Annotated in this window: 16 protein-coding genes and 1 pseudogene; 1 reads left to right on the top strand and 16 read right to left on the bottom strand. The window is 61.1% G+C overall.

All coding sequences use genetic code 11. The features are described from left to right. Positions 1–170 precede the first annotated feature (170 nt). The 5 genes from ACR3YK_RS06820 to ACR3YK_RS06800 all read right to left on the bottom strand — a co-directional run bounded on the left by ACR3YK_RS06820 (position 171) and on the right by ACR3YK_RS06800 (position 4,713). Positions 171–989 (bottom strand): PaaX family transcriptional regulator, encoded by an 819-nt coding sequence (locus tag ACR3YK_RS06820; RefSeq protein WP_486174185.1) that lies wholly within the window; start codon positions 987–989, stop codon positions 171–173. A 6-nt stretch (positions 990–995) separates the two neighbouring features. Next, a complete protein-coding gene (locus tag ACR3YK_RS06815) occupies positions 996–2,282 on the bottom strand; it encodes a kynureninase (protein ID WP_486174184.1) in 1,287 nt (428 codons plus the stop codon). After that, entirely contained in the window at positions 2,279–3,481 is a 1,203-nt protein-coding gene (locus ACR3YK_RS06810; protein ID WP_486174183.1) for an amidohydrolase family protein, read from the bottom strand. Before ACR3YK_RS06810 ends, ACR3YK_RS06815 begins: the two co-directional genes overlap by 4 nt. Beyond that, positions 3,478–4,335 (bottom strand): tryptophan 2,3-dioxygenase, encoded by an 858-nt coding sequence (kynA, locus tag ACR3YK_RS06805; RefSeq protein WP_486174182.1) that lies wholly within the window; start codon positions 4,333–4,335, stop codon positions 3,478–3,480. Before kynA ends, ACR3YK_RS06810 begins: the two co-directional genes overlap by 4 nt. A 138-nt stretch (positions 4,336–4,473) precedes the next feature. After that, on the bottom strand, positions 4,474–4,713 hold the full coding sequence (locus ACR3YK_RS06800; protein WP_486174181.1) for a hypothetical protein: 240 nt from the start codon (positions 4,711–4,713) through the stop codon (positions 4,474–4,476). An 86-nt stretch (positions 4,714–4,799) separates the two neighbouring features. On the opposite strand from ACR3YK_RS06800, the gene ACR3YK_RS06795 reads away from it, so the two are divergent. After that, a complete protein-coding gene (locus ACR3YK_RS06795) occupies positions 4,800–5,348 on the top strand; it encodes an NUDIX hydrolase (RefSeq protein WP_486174180.1) in 549 nt (182 codons plus the stop codon). 31 nt (positions 5,349–5,379) lie between these two features. On the opposite strand, the gene ACR3YK_RS06790 is transcribed toward ACR3YK_RS06795, so the two are convergent. The 11 genes and pseudogenes from ACR3YK_RS06790 to ACR3YK_RS06740 all read right to left on the bottom strand — a co-directional run bounded on the left by ACR3YK_RS06790 (position 5,380) and on the right by ACR3YK_RS06740 (position 19,590). After that, positions 5,380–6,006 (bottom strand): hypothetical protein, encoded by a 627-nt coding sequence (locus ACR3YK_RS06790; RefSeq protein ID WP_486174179.1) that lies wholly within the window; start codon positions 6,004–6,006, stop codon positions 5,380–5,382. A gap of 629 nt (positions 6,007–6,635) precedes the next feature. After that, positions 6,636–8,885 carry a DEAD/DEAH box helicase gene (locus ACR3YK_RS06785; protein WP_486174178.1) on the bottom strand — a complete coding sequence of 750 codons (2,250 nt, stop codon included), beginning with the start codon at positions 8,883–8,885 and terminating at the stop codon, positions 6,636–6,638. 322 nt (positions 8,886–9,207) lie between these two features. After that, positions 9,208–10,356, bottom strand: a complete 1,149-nt coding sequence (locus ACR3YK_RS06780; protein ID WP_486174177.1) for a hypothetical protein — start codon at positions 10,354–10,356, stop codon at positions 9,208–9,210. Between the two features lie 315 nt (positions 10,357–10,671). Beyond that, complete coding sequence (locus tag ACR3YK_RS06775; RefSeq protein ID WP_486174176.1) at positions 10,672–12,042, bottom strand: iron-containing alcohol dehydrogenase; 1,371 nt, start codon at positions 12,040–12,042, stop codon at positions 10,672–10,674. After that, on the bottom strand, positions 12,026–13,528 hold the full coding sequence (locus ACR3YK_RS06770) for a xylulokinase (protein WP_486174175.1): 1,503 nt from the start codon (positions 13,526–13,528) through the stop codon (positions 12,026–12,028). The genes ACR3YK_RS06775 and ACR3YK_RS06770 overlap by 17 nt, the downstream gene beginning before the upstream one ends. A 232-nt stretch (positions 13,529–13,760) precedes the next feature. Beyond that, complete coding sequence (locus tag ACR3YK_RS06765; protein WP_486176383.1) at positions 13,761–14,222, bottom strand: GntR family transcriptional regulator; 462 nt, start codon at positions 14,220–14,222, stop codon at positions 13,761–13,763. 63 nt (positions 14,223–14,285) lie between these two features. Continuing rightward, positions 14,286–14,486, bottom strand: a pseudogene (locus tag ACR3YK_RS06760) (winged helix-turn-helix domain-containing protein); the annotation flags it as partial. Positions 14,487–14,544: 58 nt separating this feature from the next. After that, positions 14,545–15,219, bottom strand: a complete 675-nt coding sequence (locus tag ACR3YK_RS06755) for a hypothetical protein (RefSeq protein ID WP_486174174.1) — start codon at positions 15,217–15,219, stop codon at positions 14,545–14,547. Between the two features lie 90 nt (positions 15,220–15,309). Next, the gene (locus ACR3YK_RS06750) at positions 15,310–16,134 is read right to left on the bottom strand and encodes an HAD-IIA family hydrolase (RefSeq protein WP_486174173.1); all 825 of its coding nucleotides are present in this window, start codon (positions 16,132–16,134) and stop codon (positions 15,310–15,312) included. 132 nt (positions 16,135–16,266) lie between these two features. Further along, the gene (locus ACR3YK_RS06745) at positions 16,267–17,679 is read right to left on the bottom strand and encodes an amino acid permease (RefSeq protein WP_486174172.1); all 1,413 of its coding nucleotides are present in this window, start codon (positions 17,677–17,679) and stop codon (positions 16,267–16,269) included. Positions 17,680–17,712: 33 nt separating this feature from the next. Further along, a complete protein-coding gene (locus ACR3YK_RS06740; RefSeq protein WP_486174171.1) occupies positions 17,713–19,590 on the bottom strand; it encodes a glycerol-3-phosphate dehydrogenase/oxidase in 1,878 nt (625 codons plus the stop codon). Positions 19,591–19,613: the final 23 nt, after the last annotated feature.

Raw genomic sequence — 19,613 nt, 5'->3', positions numbered from 1 at the left:
GTTTCGTGGATACATAGCGGGCGGTCCCCTTATGAATTGTGAAAGCAACGGTCTACCCCATTACAGGGGTACCTGAGACGATAGCCCCGCCCACAGCTCATTCCAAGGTTTTAAACGGATTGCTCATGTGCGCGTAACCCGTTGTTCTTGTGCGCGCGTGATCAGCGCCTCTACGTGCTGCTGGTGCGCGCAAAAGCGTGCGCTCGCGCCGCCAAGGAACGCGAGATGCGACCAAAGAGGTCGAGGCTCGCTTGCCCCGGCCAGTCCACTGGCAGAGCCGAGTTCGGCAGCCCAGGATCAAGGTACGGAATCACCCTCCACTGATCAAGAGCGTGGATGTAGCACGCGAACGCTTCGGCGTCGCTCGACGCGGGGCCAACCAAATCGGAGTGTTGCGAGAGAAAGCTTTCGTGTAGTTCACGCAAGCGGTCGAGGTCCCACCACTGCGCTGCGGCATCCGTGAACGACTGACGCGTTTCGGGCCGCCCCGCAATAAACAGCGTCGCACACTCACTCAGCTCGAGGTTGTCCAAAATGCGCAACACTTCTGGCTTGAGATGCGCCGGGCAGATCCAGAGTCCGGTAGCGACGGTTCCGCACCCGATCCAGCCGAGCCTACGACGAAGCTGGTGGCGGTCATCGCGCCGTGATTCGGGGATCGAAAACGAGATGAGGCACCACGGGTCGTCTTCGCGCTGCTGGCGAAAGCTGAAGACGCGGCGATCGCCGCTCTCGAGCATCGGCACAGCCTCCGCGTTCACTCGGTAGCCCTGTTGGCCATTCACCATTTCGGGCACCAGCAGACCCTTGGATTTCACGCGCGCAATCGCACTGCGAGCGCCATTGGCCGAGACTCCCAGCGCCTCCATGATGCGCACGAGATGCGCTGACGAGATCCAACCGCCAAGCTGACGCAGCTGCGATCCTACAAAGGTGCGGAGCAGAGCTGTTGCACTGCCCGGGCGGGAGTCGAAGTCATCCAGAATCACGGGCGGCTACTTCGTCAGCTGCTCGTGAATGGCTTCGATACCCAGCTGCACTTCGGCGAAGGTCGTGCTGAGCGGCGACAACCCGAGACGGATGCCGTGGGGCCGCCGGAAGTCAGGAATGATCCCCTGCTTCCACAGTTCGGCGTTCACCGCGGCGAAGCTCTCGTGGTCGATCGTGACGTGGCTGCCCCGTTCGGCGGCATCCCGCGGGGAGCTGACGGTGACGCCGAGCGGCACGAGCAGTTCATCAACGAGAGCGAGGGCGTACTCGGTGAGGGCGACCGATTTGGCGCGGACCGCGGGGATGCCCGCCTCTTCAATGAGCCCAAGCATGTCCTGCATCGCGAGCGAACCCACCACCGAGGGCGTACCGCTGATGAAGCGTCGGATGCCCTGATGCGGCGCATAGCCTGGACCCATTTCGAAGGGATTGTTGCTGCCCATCCAGCCCTGGATCGGCTGGGTCATCGCCTCGATATGCTCGGCGCGCACGTAGCCGAAGGCGGGGGAACCGGGGCCGCCGTTGAGGTATTTGTAGGTGCATCCGGCAGCAAGGTCGACGCCCCACGCGTCGAGTTCGGTTTCGACAACGCCGGCGGAGTGGCAGAGATCCCAGAGCACGAGCGCTCCGGCCTCGTGGGCGAGGGCGGTGATGCCGGGCATATCGGCAAGGTAGCCCGAACGGTAGGCGACGTGACTGATCACGACAAGGGCCGTGTTCTCGTTGAGCACGGCCTTCACTTCGGCGGCGGTGACTCCGCCGTCGCTTGCGGGGTCGATCCAGCGCAGCGTCTTGCCGAGCTCGGCAGCGATGCCCTCGACCAGGTAGCGGTCGGTCGGGAAGTTGCCGGTGTCAATGACAATCTCGCTGCGGTCGGGGCGGACGCTGAGGCCAGCGCGGATTAGTTTGTAGAGCACGACGGTCGTCGAGTCGCCGATGAAGGTTTGGCCCGGGGCGGCACCGAGCGTGGCGGCGCCGAGGCGGTCACCGAGGGTCAGAGGCAGCTCGTACCAGTCCTCATCCCAGCCACGGATGAGGCGGCCGCCCCACTGTTCGTCAACGAACTCGGCCAGGCGGGCCGCGCTCGCGGTCGTGGGTCGCCCGAGCGAGTTACCGTCGAGGTAGGCACGCACTTCGGTCGATCGCACGAACTTGGGCGGATACTGCTTCAGCGGGTCAGCGGCATCGAGAGCAGCGGCTGCTGCAGCGCTCGTGTCGAGTGGCGCGCTGGCTCCGGTGGGCGCAGCCGTCGCGTCGTCGTGCGCAGCAGTCGGCGCGTTGCTGTCGGTCATAGGTCGATCCTCCATGTGGTCGGGATGGGGGTTGTAGCGGCGGAAACGGCATCGTTGCCTCCGTGGTTCTCAGCGGCCACGCGCACTGCACTGGCAGCAAATTCGGGGTGGAGCAGTTCGCGGGCGGTCACGACGGTGGCGGTCATGAGCCACGACGCGAGGCCAGCATCCGCGCTTGGCACGGTCGGCAGGTAGCTGACGGTGCTACCAAAACCGGGCAAGCACAGCGCTCGCAAGAGAGCGTCGTAGCGCACGCCGGCATCCTGAAGCGCCGTCAATTCGCGCTCGTTCAGCCCGGGCGGAAGGTCACCGTTGCCCATGTCGGTGCCGTAGCGAACGGTGCCACCGGCGGCATGGAAGCGGCGAAGGTTGTCGCTCGCGGTCGCGAAATCACGGCCACGCTGGCCATAGCCGTGGATGTCGAGAGTACTGATCCACGAGTGCCGCCCGGCAAGAAAACGGGAGTTCGGTTGCACCATCTCCTCGATCAGGGCGTCACTGAGCTTCTCGGTCCACGGCGTGTGTGCGAGGCGGTCAGCTCCGGCAGCAAAGGCACGTTGAGCTTGACCTACGCCCTGCACGTGCACCACCACTTCAGCGCCACGACTGTGGGCGTACTCGACGAGAGCGCTCAGCGTATCGTCATCGAGAACGGGGCCATCCTCGGCGTTGAGAGCGACCTTGATAAAGGTGGCGCCATCAGCGAGCTGCTGCGCAACAGCAGCCATCGCCTCCTCGCCCGTGGAAACTTCGGCGACCGCGAGCGTCGCAGCCCAGGCCCGCTTGCTCGGGTAACCGCCGGGCGCCGCGATGAACGCCCCGGCGTACTGCACCGCTGCCACGGCATCGTCGTGAGCCCACTCACGCAGCCGATCAGGATGCCCGCCCAAGTCGTCAACGGCGGCGAGACCGCCAGCCACGAGAGCGCGCGGCTCAATCAATCCGAGGTGCACGTGCGCGTCGCGAAAGCCCGGAAGCAGCACTCCCGGAAGACGCACTGCGGTGGGGCTTGCGGCATCCGCTATCGGCCGGATGCCGTGGGGGCTCACCCGCACGGTGGCGGGGCCGTGCCACCCCCGCAGCCAATAGCCGTCGACGGCGTAGTCGACGCTGAGGGCAGGATCGGAGGTCGAGTCGGTCGCCGCCGCTCGGTGCGATGCCGACCGTGGCGCTGATTGAGGAGTCGGTTCTGCGGTCACGAGCGGCCAATCTCGGTGCGCACGGAGAACAGCTCGGGAAAGAACGTGAGATCGAGGGCTTTCTGCAAGAACCCGACGCCGCTGGAGCCGCCGGTGCCACGCTTCATGCCAATGATGCGCATGACGGTCTTCATGTGACGGAAGCGCCAGAGTTGGAAGTTGTCTTCGAGATCCACGAATTCTTCGCAGGCTTCGTAGGCGAGCCAGTGTTCGCTCTCGTTGTCGTAAATGTGGCGGAACGTCTCGATGAGGTCGTCGTTTTGCTCGTAGCCGCGCGTGACATCGCGGTTGAGAACAGCCTCGGGAACCTCGTAGCCATGGCGGCTGAGGTAGCGCAAGAACTCGTCGTACACGCTCGGCTCGGCGAGCAGCTTGCTCAACAGGGTGTGAGCTTCGGGATGCGCTTCGAACACCTTGAGCATGCCCGCGTTCTTGTTGCCGAGCAAGAACTCCACCGCACGGTATTGATACGACTGGAATCCGGATGAGCTGCCCAAGTAGTCGCGGAACTGCGAGTACTCACTCGGGGTCAGCGTCGCGAGCACCGACCACTGTTCGGTGAGCGTGCGCTGAATGTGCTTGACGCGCGCGATGTGCTTGAGCGCCATCGAGAGGTTGTCGCTTGCGATGAGGGCACGGGCCGAGAGGAGTTCGTGAATCACGAGCTTGAGCCACAGCTCGGTGGTTTGATGCTGGATGATGAACAACATCTCATCGTGATGCTCGGGCTTGCTTTGCGGAGTCTGGGCACTCAGCAGCGTGTCGAGTTCCAGATACGAGCCGTACGACATCCGCTTACTAAAGTCGGTGACAATCTCGTCTTCTAGGGCACGCTCGCTGTGGTTATCAGACATGCCGACACCCTATTGCACTTTCGCGACGACCGCCACACTTGTGTTCTTGTCGGTGCGCGCTGGGTTAAGTTGCGCGCACTGGGACAGCACGCACGAGCGTACGGCTACGCGAGCGACGCATACCGCTCTGTCTGCGCGCTACTCGTTATCTGCGCTTTCTGCAGTGCGATCTTCGCCGACCGCACGAACACTGCGAACACTGTCCTCAAGCGCGGCATCCTCGAGCGTGCCGTCGTCGGGCACGCCATCCTCGGGCGCGCCATTCCGCACTGCGTCCGCCTCCACTTGCTCTTTCTTTCCCTGTTGCTTTTCGCTCTCGGTCGCGTCCGTAGCGCCATCCATCATCGGTTCATCTTGGGTTTTGTCATGAGAAGTCATGCCCAAACAGTACGGTCGAACCCTGACAACCCTCCGCGACGCAGGACTGGCACAGCGCTGTGCCTGGGACGACGGATAATTGCCGAGTGATCGCCGAAAACTTTCTGACCAGCCTTGCCGCTCTGCCTGCGTCTCCCGACCGTGAGCGCTACCTGGCTTTTGTCGCCGCTGGCGGTGCCGCCGCCCTGCAGCGTGACGGCGGCCCCGAACACGTCACCGCCTCCTGCTTTGTGTTCTCCCCCGACTTCGAGCGCGTGCTCTTGTGCTATCACCGCAAGGGACAATTCTGGGTGCAGTTTGGTGGCCACCTCGAACCCCAGGATGCTTCCGTCGCGGATGCGGCCCTGCGCGAAGCGCGTGAGGAGTCAGGCATCGCGAACCTCACTCTTCGCTCCGAGACCATCGTCGATCTCGATCGTCACGAGTTGCACGGTGGCTTCTCGTGCGCCGCTCACTGGGACGTTGGCTTCGTCGCTCTCGCCGCGGCGGATGTCGATATCGCCATCAGCGACGAGAGCGAAGACGTTCGCTGGTTCCCCACCACCGCGCTGCCCGCCGAGGTGCCCGACAACTTCACCGCCCGACTGGCTGTCGTTCTGGGCGCTGTCGAGAATGAGGGTGCTCGCTCTCGATGACCCTCGCCCAGCCAGCCGCAGTCAGGACTCCTTAACCGCCCAACGACGATGGTCGCTGAGGGCACTGCTCGTTAGCCGCATCCCAGCTATCGATGTCTAGACCGCCCCCTGCCGAAATGAGGGCTGCATACGGATCGAAGCGCTGTGCGGTATTCAATTGCTGGAGGAAGGTCTGTTCGCTTGGCAATTCATCTGGCGTGTACCCCAGACCGACAAGGCAGGGAATCAGTTCGTCCCGGTAGTAGGCGTAAAGCGTGCGTCCTGACTCATCGTCGTCCGCGTGAGCAAGGATGAGCGGACGAGGGTAAGTCGCCTCACACACATAATTGGCCAACGAGAACGCCTCATCTTGGCTAGGTGGAACAGTCGCTTCGAACGACGTGTCTTCGTTCACCGCCACATCGAAACCTTCATCGCTCATGCACTCAGTGAACAAGGCGGGAAAGTCTTCGTTACCAATGACGCGGACTGCTTGGACAGCAGGGCGTTCAGCTTCGGGGTAGCCCGACATGATGGATCGCCAGGCGGCATCCTGATATTCCTCGGCCGAAAAGCTATCGGGGTCGGCCGCGTGGGGAGCAGTTGCGCTCTGGCATCCGGCGAGCGCACCAATGGCGACGAACGCCACAACAACCGCCCGGGTGATTTTCCCCAACATACCTCTCCCATACTCATAGCGTCGAGTTTGTTCCAGAGCACCCTCGCTCTAGAACAAACCCAACTATTCGCAACATGTGGGCCCGCGCTATAGCGGTGCACCTCATTTTGCCTCAGTCTCTGCTCTTACTGGGTCTTAACAGAAACGAACCAGTTTCCTCGGCAGCCCTCGTGCTTTGTTACCGCTGTACGAGGCCCACCCCACGCGCCGTACACTGTCGAGTTGTTCACGCACGAGACACTAACGCGCCAGAAGCTCCCGTTGCAGGATGCGACACCAAACGCCCCTGAGGAATCCCACGCCGGCCCCGCCGAACACGAACCAACCGGGGCGGCTTGAGCCGGCAATGCGACACCAACGGTCACCATGCCAATTGCGATGCTTGCCACCGCAGCGAATCGTGTGAGTTTTTTCATTTTCCCCCCACTCTTGGGAATCAATTACGCGAATGATAATCACGTAATTGTCACGGTAACTGTTTCTCGAGATAATCTCAGTCGGCATTTCGGAGGACTTTCGAATAACTGCTGCGCGCATCGCAGCAGGGCCGAACACGCAAAAGCCCCGGACGCCGACCACGTGAGTGGGGCATCCGGGGCTTTCTTATGCTCGAGTGAGCTGCGCGCTAGCTAGAGCGCTGCAAGCCTGTCGATAACAGCATCGCCGGGCGCTACGTTGATCGACTCTGCGTCGATCTCTGCGCGGCCGAGCAGTTCGTCCATCTTGCGACGACGGTTGCGGTTGATAAGCGTGACCACGGTTCCGACCTTGCCTGCACGACCAGTGCGGCCGGCGCGGTGCAGGTACGTCTTGTACTCCTCGGGGGCGTCAGCCTGAATAACGAGGCTGATGTCATCCACGTGGATGCCGCGGGCTGCAACGTCAGTGGCAACGAGCACGTTGACTCGTCCACTCGTGAGCTGCTGCAGGTTGCGGGTACGACGCGACTGGTTGAGGTCGCCGTGGAGGCTCGTGGCCGGAATTCCGGCATCCTCCAGGTAGTCAGCCATTTCTTCAGCGAACGCACGCGTACGAGTGAAGACGAGAGTCTTGCCGTCGCCACCAGCAAGCTGGCGGATGATGGCACGCTTCTCACGCTGCTCGATGAGCAGAACCTTGTGGTCGATCGTGGAGGACGCCTGGTCTTCGCCAGCAACCTCGTGCACGGCCGGGTCAACAAGGAACTCGTTGACGAGCGTGGCAACACCCTTGTCGAGAGTCGCAGAGAACAGCAGCTTCTGGCCGCCATCGCTGGTCTCGCGCAGGATGCGCTGAACGGGCTCAAGGAACCCGAGGTCGCACATGTGGTCTGCCTCGTCGAGAACAGTGACCTTCACCTGGCTGAGGTCAAGACGACCCTGCTCGACGAGGTCTTCCACACGACCGGGAGTCGCAATGATGACATCGACACCGCGCTGAAGCGCAGCAACCTGCTTGTACTGGGGAACGCCACCGACGATAGTCGTCGTGAACAGACCAACGCTGCGAGCGATGGGCTGGACGGTGCGGTCGATCTGCTGAGCAAGCTCACGGGTCGGAGCCAGGATGAGGGCGCGCGGCTTGCGGCCCATCTTTCGGTCCTTGCCACCATTGTTTTCCATCAGGCGCTCAACGAGAGGGGCACCGAAAGCAATGGTCTTTCCCGATCCGGTCTTTCCGCGGCCAAGAACATCCTTGCCAGCGAGAACGTCGGGGATGGTTGCTGCCTGAATGGGGAACGGCGACTCTGCACCCATGGATGCGAGCTGACGCGAGATGTTCGAACCGATACCAAGATCGAGGAAGGTCTTACCTTCAACCTCGCTGGCGGTGACTACCTTCGCTTCGAGGCGCTCAAGAACAACATCTTCTTGCAGCTCGTGTGACGACTTCTCGTCACGGTTGGGGTAGTAGGAGCTTTCGCGACGTTCGGTGCGCTGCGGGCGCTCGTTGCGGCCAGCGTACGAGGGACGGCCACCACGCTCGGGGCGGTCACCGTACGAAGGGCGCTCTGAACGCTGGGCACGGTCGTTGTAGGCAGGGCGTTCCGTGCGCTGGGAACGGTCGTTGTACGACGGGCGCTCGGAGCGACCAGCGGATGCACCGCGGTCTCCATACGAAGGACGCTCGGTGCGCTGGGCGCGATCGTTGTACGACGGGCGCTCTGAGCGCTCGGGGCGTGCGCCACGGTCGTTGCGGTCACCGTAGGAGGGACGCTCCGTGCGCTGCGGGCGCTCGTTGCGGTCACCGTACGAAGGACGACCACCACGGTCGGGACGGTCACCGTACGAGGGGCGCTCGCCACGACCAGCGGATGCACCACGGTTGTTGCGGTCGTTGTACGACGGACGCTCTGAACGACCGGCGTAACCGCCACGCTCGCCACGACCACCACGGTCGGGACGATCTCCATACGAAGGACGCTCGCCACGACCAGCAGAAGCACCGCGGTCGTTGCGATCGTTGTACGACGGACGCTCGTTGCGACCGGCGTAACCGCCACGCTCGGGACGGTCACCGTACGAAGGACGGCCGCCACGCTCGGGGCGCGAGTCGCGCTGGCTGCGGTCACCGTAGGCGCCACGTTCATTGCGCTGGGGACGGTCGCCGTACGAGGGGCGCTCGTTGCGGTCGCCGTACTCGGGGCGTCCGCCGCGGGCAGGCTTCTCACGAGGAGTCCAGTCGGGGCGACGATCATCGCGGCTGGGCCGCGCGGAGCCGGGGCGACGGTCGCCGGTACGAGCGGCACGGTCATCCGCAGTCCATCGACGCTTGGGGGTTTCGCCTTGGTCGGGGCGGAATCCGCGGTGACCTTCGCTGCGTGAACCGCCGCGCTTCGGAGCACCAGAGTTGAAGTCGCTTCGGCCACGTCCGGTGGCAGGCTTATTGAATTTAGGCATTGTTCTTTCCGGGTTGTTCTTAGATGGAACACATCTAGTGCGTGGAGCACGGGCGCACGACAACATTGGCCAATTTAGTAACTAGTCACTGACTAGCTACACACTCATTAGCGTGAGTTTTCGTACGCTGTACTACTGAACCCGGGCAGTCTTTGACCGAGGCCGTCACATACATTCGTGTGATTGTCACCAGTTGGATGGACTGGCAAACCGGCCCGCAAGACTTACAAACCCATACGCGAGATTTCGCGCTGTCTTGAGCCGACTGGTCAACTTTACGACATTGAGCACCCAATAGCGAGAGTGCGCTGGAGGCTCGCTCCTACTTGAGGCGAGAATTCACCACAAACTGAAGCGCGAAAGTGTCTAACTGCTCTCCCACCGCGGCCAGCCAGTCGCCAACCTCGCGGAGCATCTCCTCGGGCGTGACGAGCTGAACGGCGTTACTGGAATCGCTCGCAATTGTGAGCGGAGCATCCGCCAGCCGGTGGACCACGGCCCACGCTTTGGTAACTAACTGGGGCCGATCGGCCACGAGCCTTTGGGCAGCGACCGAGGTGGTCACGTGAATGTGTTCGTCAATTTTTCCATCACGCACGACACGCCCCCACGCATCCAAGACGTACTCTCCCGGCGCCCACAACAGCGAATCAATGAACGCGATCTGGTTTCCGGCAACGACAGCATGCCCGATGTGCACCGAACGCGACCCCGGCACCTCAACGCCCTGAACGATTGAGACCCCGGGCAGCCGGGTGAGCTGCTGCAGCAGGGGCGCCGTCAACCGTTCGGCAACTGCAAGCCGCCGTTCAAGTTCGCTGGAGGTTTCATCGATCATGACCGGCGCGCCGACGAAGTGACGCTCGCGTTCACCGTGGGGAAAGACGGTTCGTCTGGCGGCGAGCACATTCGAGCGCCAGTGGAAGAAGCTACTGACCTGAGCGGTGACCGTAGCCCACACCACGATTGAAAGCGCGACGAAGACCCCGGCGACGATCAGCGAGGGCAGATTGGCGAGCTGAGGGATGGTGGAGAACGTGAACGCGAGTTCGGGATCGAACAGGATCGCAAGCACCGTACCGATCACGGCCAACGCTGCAGAAACCACAAAGAACAGGAAGAAAAATCGTGCAGCGCCCACGGCGATATCGAAGCGGGCTAACGCCACCGCCACGAGGGCAACGAGGAGTTCGGCTGCAACGGTTCCCAGGACCAGTTGTCGATTCGCCTCGCTGGCGTCAGCCGCGAGGTACTCCAGAAAGTAGGTGGCGGCGCCGGCTAACCCAGCGACAACGAACACCGCAAGCAGGATGTGGGTACCGAGCGTTAACGGTGCGACCTTCGGCGGCAGCTCTGGCCAAATAACTGGCTTCGCTGCCCACGTCGTCTGAGCCCAGCTGAACATGTCCGCGCGCACGGTAGGCACAGGAATCTGCTGCCCCTCAGCGCTGTTTCCCCCAGCATTGTTCATGAAAAAATCTCCACTCCCCCTCTACCAGCTTAAGGCATGCGGGAAAACAGAGTCGAGCGCTGAGGCGGCGCGACGGCGGGTACGACCATAGCGCGACACGCACATTCTCTCGCTCGATCTTCGACGGCGTGCGCTGAAATTGGAGTGCAAGTGTGCATACTGGCCAGAGCACTGTCTGCTCCACTCTCTGGACATCGTCTGAGGCAGTCTGCCCCGCTTTTACGCTCCCCCTCCGCGGGGTGAATAAAGGTTCAACTCGAACAGGCCGGGCTCGTTCGACGGCCACCACCGTCGAACGAGCCCGACCTATGACGCTTAGAAGCCTGCGCCGAGCGTTTCTGCCTCCGCCATCGCAGCGCGAACATCCTCAATCGTCCAATTTCCGGTCACAAAGGCGAGGTCGGCGATCGTGAAACGGTTTCGCATGAGGTGGCAGTTGTGCAGCGCCCACAAGATGTCCTCCTCGCTCGCAGGATTGTCGAGTTCGGAGAAGCGAACCGGAGCACCCGCGGCACGGAGAGCCTTGATGATGGCCTCGGGTGATTCGAGAAGTCCGTCCAGCACGCGCTCGTGTTCGTGCCAGACCTCGACAAACGACGCTACTCGCGCGGCTGCATCGCTCCGTCGAAGGTGCTCAAGTTTCTTCGAATAGTCGGCCCAGCATTCGTCGCTCGTAGACCCTGATTCGTCCATCCAGTCGAATGCGCCCCTCACTGCGGCTTCGGCCCCGCGTTCATCGAGCAACGAGACGCCACCAAGTTCGCCGCGGGCGATACGCTCGCGCATCCTTCGCCAAAGAATCGAAACCACAACTGTCGCCACACCCACCTGTGCGCCGTGCAGTGCGTTGCCCAAGCCCCGGGCCCCCGCAGCCATATCCAACATGTGGCTTACGGTGTGTTCCATACCCGAAGACGGCGACGTCTGGCCGGCGACTCCCATTGATATGCCGCTGAGGGTGACAAACTCCGCGAGCGTCGAGAGAGCGTCTGGCGCAGAGTTTCCGACACCGGCAGCAATGTCCAGTAGTACATTTCCGTAGCGTCGCGTCATAACAGCCGCGTCGGCATCCCATCCACGGTCCATCTCGACTAGCGACGACAAATACCAGTCCGCTGGCGCAGTGAACATCGAGATCATATCGCCAAGCCCGGAACGATTGAGCGAGACGGGGGCGCCCTCCAGAACCGCGCTGTCGACTACCAGTGCGGTGGGCCAGCCCGAGTGAGTCGTACGTTTTACCCCACTGATGAGCAGCACAGATTGATCATCAGCAAAACCATTAACGGACGCCGCCGTTTGAACGACCACGTGCGGCCGCACGCCAGCGGCAACTTTACCGATGTCACACAGGGTCCCTGAGCCGACTGTCACGACCACATCGACATCGTGGGCTGCGGCAACCGCTGCTTCAACCGTGACCTCATTTGCGTGCACGTCCCCCGGCAGGCTCAAGGTCGCGACAGTGCCCAGCGCGCTGAGTCTTTCTTGGACATAAGGCTTCACGGTCCGATGGTTGGAATCGAAGTACTCAACCTCGTCGACGAGTAATAAGATTCGCCCGCGCGGCTCCAAAGCCTCCACGATTTCGACAAGGTTGTCGATCGCGCTAGGACCGATATCGACCCGGCTTAGGCCAACGGAGGGGTGATCGAGAGACTCCGTGAGATCAGTTGACAGCGACATGTGCGCCTTCCTTTCGTGGCATTGATTCGAGTGCATCAAAAAGCGCGCGATACTCGTGATAGGCAGCTTCGTACTGCTCAGCGTGGTCCGGGTTGGGGTCCACCGTCACGGGATCGAGCTCAACAAAATTCGCGACGGCGTCGTCGATACTGGGGAACGTGCCCGCAGCCACTGCCGCGAGTATCGCACCACCAATCGCACTCGTCTCTTCGGTCGCGACGCGCTGGATCGAGGTATTGCAGAGGGTCGCTTTGGCGCTCAGCCAAAGCTCGCTGCGTGCCCCTCCCCCCACCACGCGGACAGTGTCTGCGAGGCCAAGCGAGGCAAGTCGATCAAAGACGTCACGAAAGGCAAAACTGTTCGCTTCGACGATCGAACGCGCCATATCTGCTGAGGTGTGGTTCATGGATAGCCCGGAGAACGTACCGCGCATGGAGTCGTTCCAGCGCGGCGCCATGGCGCCCGATAGCGCAGGAATGAAACGTACACCTCTGGCCCCCGGCTCGGATTGCCCAGCAAGATCAAAAAATTCTTGTTGGCTCACGCCGAGCACGTTCTTTGCAAACCACAGGGTGTTTCCGCCCGACACGAAGCCTGGATTCTCAATCAAATACTGACCGGGAACAGCGTGAGCGTGCGTTTCCAATAGTTTGGTTTCATCGAAAACTGCTGTGCTGCTCGCCACTCCGACTGGTTCAGCGGTCCCGAGGATGTCAATGACCACGCCAGGGGTAACGCCTCCCGCTCCCAGACACGCAGCATGATCATCCCCTGTGCTGACAACCACTTGGCAAGCCGTCGTCAGGCCGAGAGTCTCTGCAGCTTCCGTAGTCAGATTGCCTGCAACGTCGCTCGCATTGCCAATCTCGGGTAGCTTTGTGCGGTCAAGGCCGGCCGCGTCAATGAGTTCATCACTCCAGCCTCCCGCGACTACATCGTAAAGAAGCGTTGACGAAGAATTTGCGTGATCTTGAATCGAACGCCCAGTCAGCCATGCCACGGCATATCCACCAACCGAAGGCAAAGAGTCTGCCGCTCGATAGATGTCTGGCTTGTGGTCGGCGAGCCACATCATTTTCGGCGCGGTGTGGCTGGCATCCAGATTCAACCCCGTCAGAGAGAACAATCGAGCTGGATCAATTGCGTTGCCTAGTCTCGTTACCTGCTCTGTCGCGCGACGGTCTAGCCAAATTATCGCCGGAGCCAGCGGTCGGAGCTTGCCATCGAGCGGGATGACGCCATCGACTTGACTCGATAGGCCTAAATGGCTGACATCGGCAGGTGAGATTCCCGAGCTCGCCATCACTTGAGCGATGCATCCCGCGAGACCACGGCGATAGTCGGCGGGGTTCTGCTCGGCCCACCCACTGCGTGGGTGACTCATGGTGTAAGCGGAACTTGCTGTTTGCAAAACTTCCCCGGTTGGAGACACCAGCACGGCCTTTGCGCTCTGCGACCCTAGGTCACAGCCAAGAACATATCCCACGAAACACTCCCTTGTACCCGTTGCGCCTTACACGAGGGATTGTGAGAGATAGACGCGCTCCCTCGCACCGGCTCCGCTGCGCATCACTCACACTGTAACACAACTCGTCAGACGTCTGATGATGACTCGGAATGTGGGGCAAAGGATGCGTCGAGCTCCACGTGCGGACCGCCCGCCTGCGCCCGACCACTCAAAAACCCCCACCCGGAACGGGTAGGGGTTTGAGTGTGGACTACTGATGCGGTCGACCCTGACGATTGAGCCACATTTCAAAGACATCACTTGTGTGCCACTCGAAGGAAGCGAGCACTGGCAGACCGTTCTCATCGAAATCAGTTTCATCGAAATGCAAGAGCGGAGCGCCGAGCTTCACGTTCAGTCGTTCGCTTTCACGCTGGCCAGCCAACACAGGCAAGAGTCGCGCTCTCGCGTTACGCGGGCCGTGTTTCGCATCTTCAAGCATTGCAAAGAGCGAAGGCTCCAATTTGTCTCGCACTTCAAGAGGAACCAGTTCAATAGGAAGTCGGTCAATGCTGTAGACCACTGGCCGATCGTCGGCATACCGCACTCGCTCGATACTGATGATCTCACTCCCAGGCGCGAGTCGAAGCCGTTGGAGATCACCGTCGTCAGCGAACTTACGCTCTTGCGAGACCACACGGATACTCGGAGTAAACCCCGCTGCGTGGATCATCGCGGTATAACTGAGATTGAGGTCTAAAGCATGTCGCTGAGGAATTCGGGAAACGAAAGTTCCCGTTCCGTGCCGACGGGAGAGATATCCGGCATCTATCAGTGCTCTATATGCTTCTCGAACCGTTGCGCGACTGACCTGAAATCTCTCGCACATTTCTTGCTCATTGGGAAGTCGATCACCAACGTCATACGTACCGTTGCTGATGAGTTCAGTGAGCCCTTCTCGAACCTGATCAACAAGCGTCGGTCGGCGACCAGCCATGCTTCCTCCTTTGGGCTAACCTCAAGTCTATCGCGTGGGGTTAGCCCAAAGGCTGCAACTAGGCGCTTGCAGCCATCGCAAGTGCGGTACGCACCTGCGAGACAACACCCTTGTCACCGGGAAGAGCACCATCGAAGATAGCCCCACCGATAGTGAAGCCCCACGCCCCCGCTGCCGCGAGGCCTCGAATTTGCTCCTCGTTAACCACAGAGCCCGCCGCGATAACGGGACCCTCGACAACCTTGGCTACAGCCTTGGTGAGCTCCAATGGATCGACCGTGCGGTGGCGGTAAGCGAGCAAATCAACGCCGTGCACACCGTCCATAGCCGAGAGCTCAGCGGCGTGCGCCGCGATCTCGTCGAGGCTTCCCTCGAGAGCACTCGGATGCCCGACCACTGTTCCCGGGAACGGCGCGAACTTGATTCCGGTTCCGGCAAGCTTCGCGGTCGCGTCCGCCGCGAACTTGCCGCCGACGATCCAGTCAACGCCCGCAGCCATGGCGGCGTCCACCGACGCCATTTCGTCGGCCTTATCTACCGAGACCACTTCGAGGTAAACCTCGAGGCCTGCTGCATGTGCTGCAGCAGTCAGCTCTCGCTGCTTCTCGGGCGTCGCTCCGACGTCCTTGAAGCCGATGTGACGAAGCCCTGTATCTTTAACCTGATCGAGGACCTCAAGCGCGTTGTCCACTGTGCGGTCGTTGTGCGTGAGCATGAAAATGAACTCAGACATTATTTCTCCTAATTGAATCGATGGATGCGTGCAGTTGCTATGAAGTTGTGGCCACAAAAGCTGCCTGGCTCGAAAGCCACGACGAGTGATCTAGTGGGGATTCGCGACGAGACCCCGCACATCGTCAAGAACATGAGTCGGGACGACGGACGAAGCGGCAACGTCCACTCGGTTACTTGCTCCTGAGAGCACCAGTACGGAGTCCATGCCGGCCTCGATGCCCATCGCGACATCGGTGTTCAAGCGATCTCCAACCATCACGGCCTCAGAAGCGGGAACGCCGAGACGGTGCAAGAAAGCGTTTGCCATGTGAACGCTCGGTTTTCCGACGATCGCTTCCGCAGTCGCTCCGGAGCATGCCTCGATGGCGGCAAGCATCGCAGCGCAATCGGGTAGACCACCCTCTGGCGTCGGGCAGTAGGCGTCCGGGTTCGTAGCGACAATCGCGGCCCCGGCCGTCGCTGCCGAGTACGCGCGTGTCAACTTGTCATAGTCGAATGTGCGATCGAATGAAACGACGATCACATCCGTCTCAGCTGGGTCATCGGTGACGACAAAGCCGGCATCGCGTAACGCTGCTACGAGCACGGACTCAGCGATAGCGAGCACTCTTGCCCCAGAGTGATGTTCCGCCAGATAGAGCACCAGCGCATCGATGGCAGAGATTACGTCGGATGGCTCTGCGGGTATTCCTAACCGCGTGAGTTTGTTCGCATAGTCGCGTGAGGTTTCGAGCGGCTTATTGGTAACAAAGACAACACGCGCTCCTCGCTCACGAAGGGCAGCGACGGTCTCGCTTGCGCCCTCAATTGCTCCGTCTCCCAGATAGAGGGTTCCGTCGAGATCGAATGCGTACCCTAAGTAGTCCCGCACCGAAGGTGCGAGGCTTGCTGGCGTCAACTGATCCAATGACATTGGCTTTCCTTTCACGTGCATTTGTCGAATGTGCCGCCGGGACCCAACCTTTAAGTCAGACGACTGACGACTTGATCTAGCTAAAATTGCGGGGCTGCCCATTCGGGATGGGCAGCCCCAGAAGATCCGCGCCTAGTCCAGAAGGCTTTCCGCCTCCTCCACGAGGGCAAGTTCCTCGGCAGCAGTGAGCTGCCCAACTCGCTTGCGCCCTACCGCGAAGTAGTAAGCCAAAAAGCCGGCCACGCAAATTGCTCCAACAACAAAAGCCAAGGGAAAGCTGACGAGAGACGCCGGGATGAGCATGGCGGCGAGCACCATCGCGATCACCATCATCGGACGACCACCCGGGGTCAAGTAGGGGCGCTTGAGATCGGGCCGCGTTGAACGAAGCACCAGTGCCGCGAGCATCATCAAGATATAGGAAATTGCGGCAACCAACACAGAGAGCGTCACAAGGACCGGGATTGCATCGGGCAGCACCGTGTCACCAAGCACTACGAAGACGAACCCGACAATCCCCGGCACGATGAGCGCCCACGTCGGAGCGTGACGAGTGTTGAGCATGGAAAGCCACGAGGGCAAGTAACCGGCACGCGAAAGCGCAAACGTCTGGCGTGAATAAGCAAGAACGATCGCATGGAAGGACGCGATAAGCGCAGCAAGGCTAAAGATTGCAATGGTTGGAACAATCCACGCTTGCGAACCAACGACGTTTGCCAACGCAACAGTCAGTGGCGCAGCGGCCCCGGGGAGATCTTCTCCGCCGACGCCGGCTGCAACCGTCAAGGTACCAACGCCAACAACGGCAAGAGTGAGAAATGTCCAGACGAGCGCCCGCGGAATGTCTCGGCCGGGATTACGCGTCTCTTCGGCAGCCATCGGCATACTTTCAATGGCAAAGAAGAACCAGGCCGCAAGCGGCAATGTCGCCCACAGGCCCGCGATACCGTTCGGCAGAATCGAACCCTCAGAATATGCGTTCAGATTCTCGAGCGTCATTTGCGGGGCCCCGATCGCAATGAATACTACGAGACCGACTAACGCGACCGCGGTGAAGACAAACTCAATTTTCAATGAGCCGCTCGCTCCAAGCAGGTGAACGACGGTCGACGCTACATACAGCACCGCGGCACTCAGCAGAATCGGAACGCTCGGAAACAAAACCTGCACGTAAGCGCCCACGGTGAGCGCGACGGCAACAGGCGCGAACACGAATTGAAGAAGCACGCTAACTCCAGCGAGGTAACCCCACACGCGACCAAGAGCCGTTCGGACATAGGCATAAGCGCCGCCCGAGTGAGGGATTGCTGCGGCGAGCTCACCGATGACGCCAGATAGCCCGGCGTAGAGCACTCCCATGATGCCGATAGCGATCAGGTACCCCCAGTAGCCGGTCAAGCCGAGACCAGCGTTCCAACCGTAGTAATCACCGGAGATGACGGCGCCGACGCCCACACCCCAGAGCAGAACGGGCCCTGCGACTTTGTTGAGCTTTTTGGGGACAGCGGCGTCCCCCACAGACTTTTCAACTTTCACTTCTGACATTTCCTGCTCCTTTGCGGGGTTATGAAGATGTTGTTATACGTCAGTCGTCTGATGACTGGAATAACGTAGCACGCTATCGGCGTCACCGAAAGATGCAGCAACGAGGTCTTCCCCGCTGCTCTCCTCAGTCAAAGTCCACCGAGACGGCGAGGCAAACGACGCCATAACGGCGTCTGCGGAAGTATCGTCCGGCAAAGCTCGAGCGTGAGACTCTGCGTCGGCGAATGCGAGGTAGCTCTTGACCTCGGTAGTCACCCTGTGCTCGCTCCAGCCAAGCGCTCGAGCCATCGCTTGAGCGACTTGTGGCGCAGCTTCCCTACCCGCGTCTGAGGCCTCCATTGATATCCGGAGTCGCCGCACGAGTACGTCTTCAAGGTGAAGCGCCCCTTCATGGGTCGCCGCGTACACCGCTTCGGCAACGATTGCGCCGCTACCGCCGGCGATGGCGTGGCCCAGGCTCGAGTCCCTCTCGACCAAATCTAGAACCTCGTGAAGCAGCGCCCCATAACGCCCCGACAGTCGCTCTCCTACACGGGGATCCAGCCCAAGGCTCGCCGCCCGAACACGGGCGGTCTCGCCACTTGAGTCGAAGCCCTTTGCACCCAGTAGTGGCAGGTGCTCCGTCTGCGAACGCCGGGGCGCGACACTCCAGCCTCTGACCGCCGAGTCGACGGCATCTCGCGCCATGATGCGGTAGGTGGTTAGCTTGCCTCCCGCTATGACCGAAATGCCGGGCTGAGGCACATCCACTACGTGCTCGCGGCTCAGCTTCGTGGTGGCGCTGTTCGTGCTGCCCGCAACCAAGGGGCGCAACCCGGCATAGACCCCCCGAATGTCGTCGCGAGCAATGGGATGCTTCACCACGCGATTGACGTGAGAGAGGAGATAGTCAATGTCAGCGGCCGTGGCCGTCGGCGCAGCCTTATTGAGCTTCCACGGAGTATCGGTTGTTCCGACGATCCAGTACCGCCCCCACGGAATCACAAAGAGAACGCTCTTCTCGGTGCGAAGCAGCAAACCCGCATCCGCATCTAGTCGCTCCCTGTCGATGAGGATGTGCACCCCTTTAGACATGGCAACGTTCAACCCAGGCGAGGCCTCCGCGCCATCCGGAGCCGATCTTCCAGCCAACATGGCAAGAGACTCCTCAGTCCAGATGCCCGTCGCGTTGACTATTGCGCGTGCACGAACCTCCCGCAGTTCTCCAGTCTCCTCATCGCGGAGATCGACCACAAACCTGGGTTCTTCTTTGGCGATTCGCTCACGAGCGACGCGATGCACCCCGACCACGCTCACCCTCGACACGGCGGTCGCGCCCTCCGCGACGGCAGTGCGCACGAGCGTCGTCACCAACCGCGCGTCGTCCACTTGAGCATCGTAATAAACCATGCCTCCGCGGCAGGCGGACGTATTCAACCCGGGCATTTCCTTACGCAGAGCCGCTCGACCTAGGTGACGATGGAGAGGAACACCGGGGCGTCTCTTTCCCAGATAGCTCAGGAAGTCATACAGGGCCATACCTGCACCCACGTAAGCCCTCTCGATGAGCGGCTTAGTGACAGGAAAAAGGAACGGGATCGGCGTCACAAGGTGTGGTGCGAGTTGTTGAAGAAGCAACGAACGCTCGGATAGCGCCTCCCTCACGAGCTTGAAATCGAGCTGTTCGAGGTACCGAATTCCGCCATGCACCAACTTGGAGGAACGACTCGACGTACCACTGGCCCAGTCGCGAGCTTCCACGATCCCGACTCGTAGTCCGCGAGAGACAGCGTCGAGCGCAGCGCCAGCGCCAACAACGCCGCCGCCGATCACGAGCACATCCAGATCGCCGTGGCCCAACGAGGCTAGAGCGTCCCGCCGGTCGCGCCCCGATATTTTGCCACCGAATTGCGTACCACCCTGTGCACTCATACCGTCTCCAAGCCTCGAATTTC

The sequence above is a fragment of the Salinibacterium sp. 10G20-15 genome, assembly GCF_057365065.1.
This window is presented reverse-complemented; position numbering and strand designations above follow the sequence as displayed.

Coding starts and splice junctions, on each gene's coding strand:
- ACR3YK_RS06815 (WP_486174184.1), bottom strand. CDS start 2,282: ATGACCGACAGCAACGCGCCGACTGCTGCGCACGACGACGCGACGGCT.
- kynA (WP_486174182.1), bottom strand. CDS start 4,335: ATGTCTGATAACCACAGCGAGCGTGCCCTAGAAGACGAGATTGTCACC.
- ACR3YK_RS06800 (WP_486174181.1), bottom strand. CDS start 4,713: ATGACTTCTCATGACAAAACCCAAGATGAACCGATGATGGATGGCGCT.
- ACR3YK_RS06790 (WP_486174179.1), bottom strand. CDS start 6,006: ATGTTGGGGAAAATCACCCGGGCGGTTGTTGTGGCGTTCGTCGCCATT.
- ACR3YK_RS06785 (WP_486174178.1), bottom strand. CDS start 8,885: ATGCCTAAATTCAATAAGCCTGCCACCGGACGTGGCCGAAGCGACTTC.
- ACR3YK_RS06780 (WP_486174177.1), bottom strand. CDS start 10,356: ATGAACAATGCTGGGGGAAACAGCGCTGAGGGGCAGCAGATTCCTGTG.
- ACR3YK_RS06775 (WP_486174176.1), bottom strand. CDS start 12,042: ATGTCGCTGTCAACTGATCTCACGGAGTCTCTCGATCACCCCTCCGTT.
- ACR3YK_RS06765 (WP_486176383.1), bottom strand. CDS start 14,222: ATGATCCACGCAGCGGGGTTTACTCCGAGTATCCGTGTGGTCTCGCAA.
- ACR3YK_RS06755 (WP_486174174.1), bottom strand. CDS start 15,219: ATGTCTGAGTTCATTTTCATGCTCACGCACAACGACCGCACAGTGGAC.
- ACR3YK_RS06750 (WP_486174173.1), bottom strand. CDS start 16,134: ATGTCATTGGATCAGTTGACGCCAGCAAGCCTCGCACCTTCGGTGCGG.
- ACR3YK_RS06745 (WP_486174172.1), bottom strand. CDS start 17,679: ATGTCAGAAGTGAAAGTTGAAAAGTCTGTGGGGGACGCCGCTGTCCCC.
- ACR3YK_RS06740 (WP_486174171.1), bottom strand. CDS start 19,590: ATGAGTGCACAGGGTGGTACGCAATTCGGTGGCAAAATATCGGGGCGC.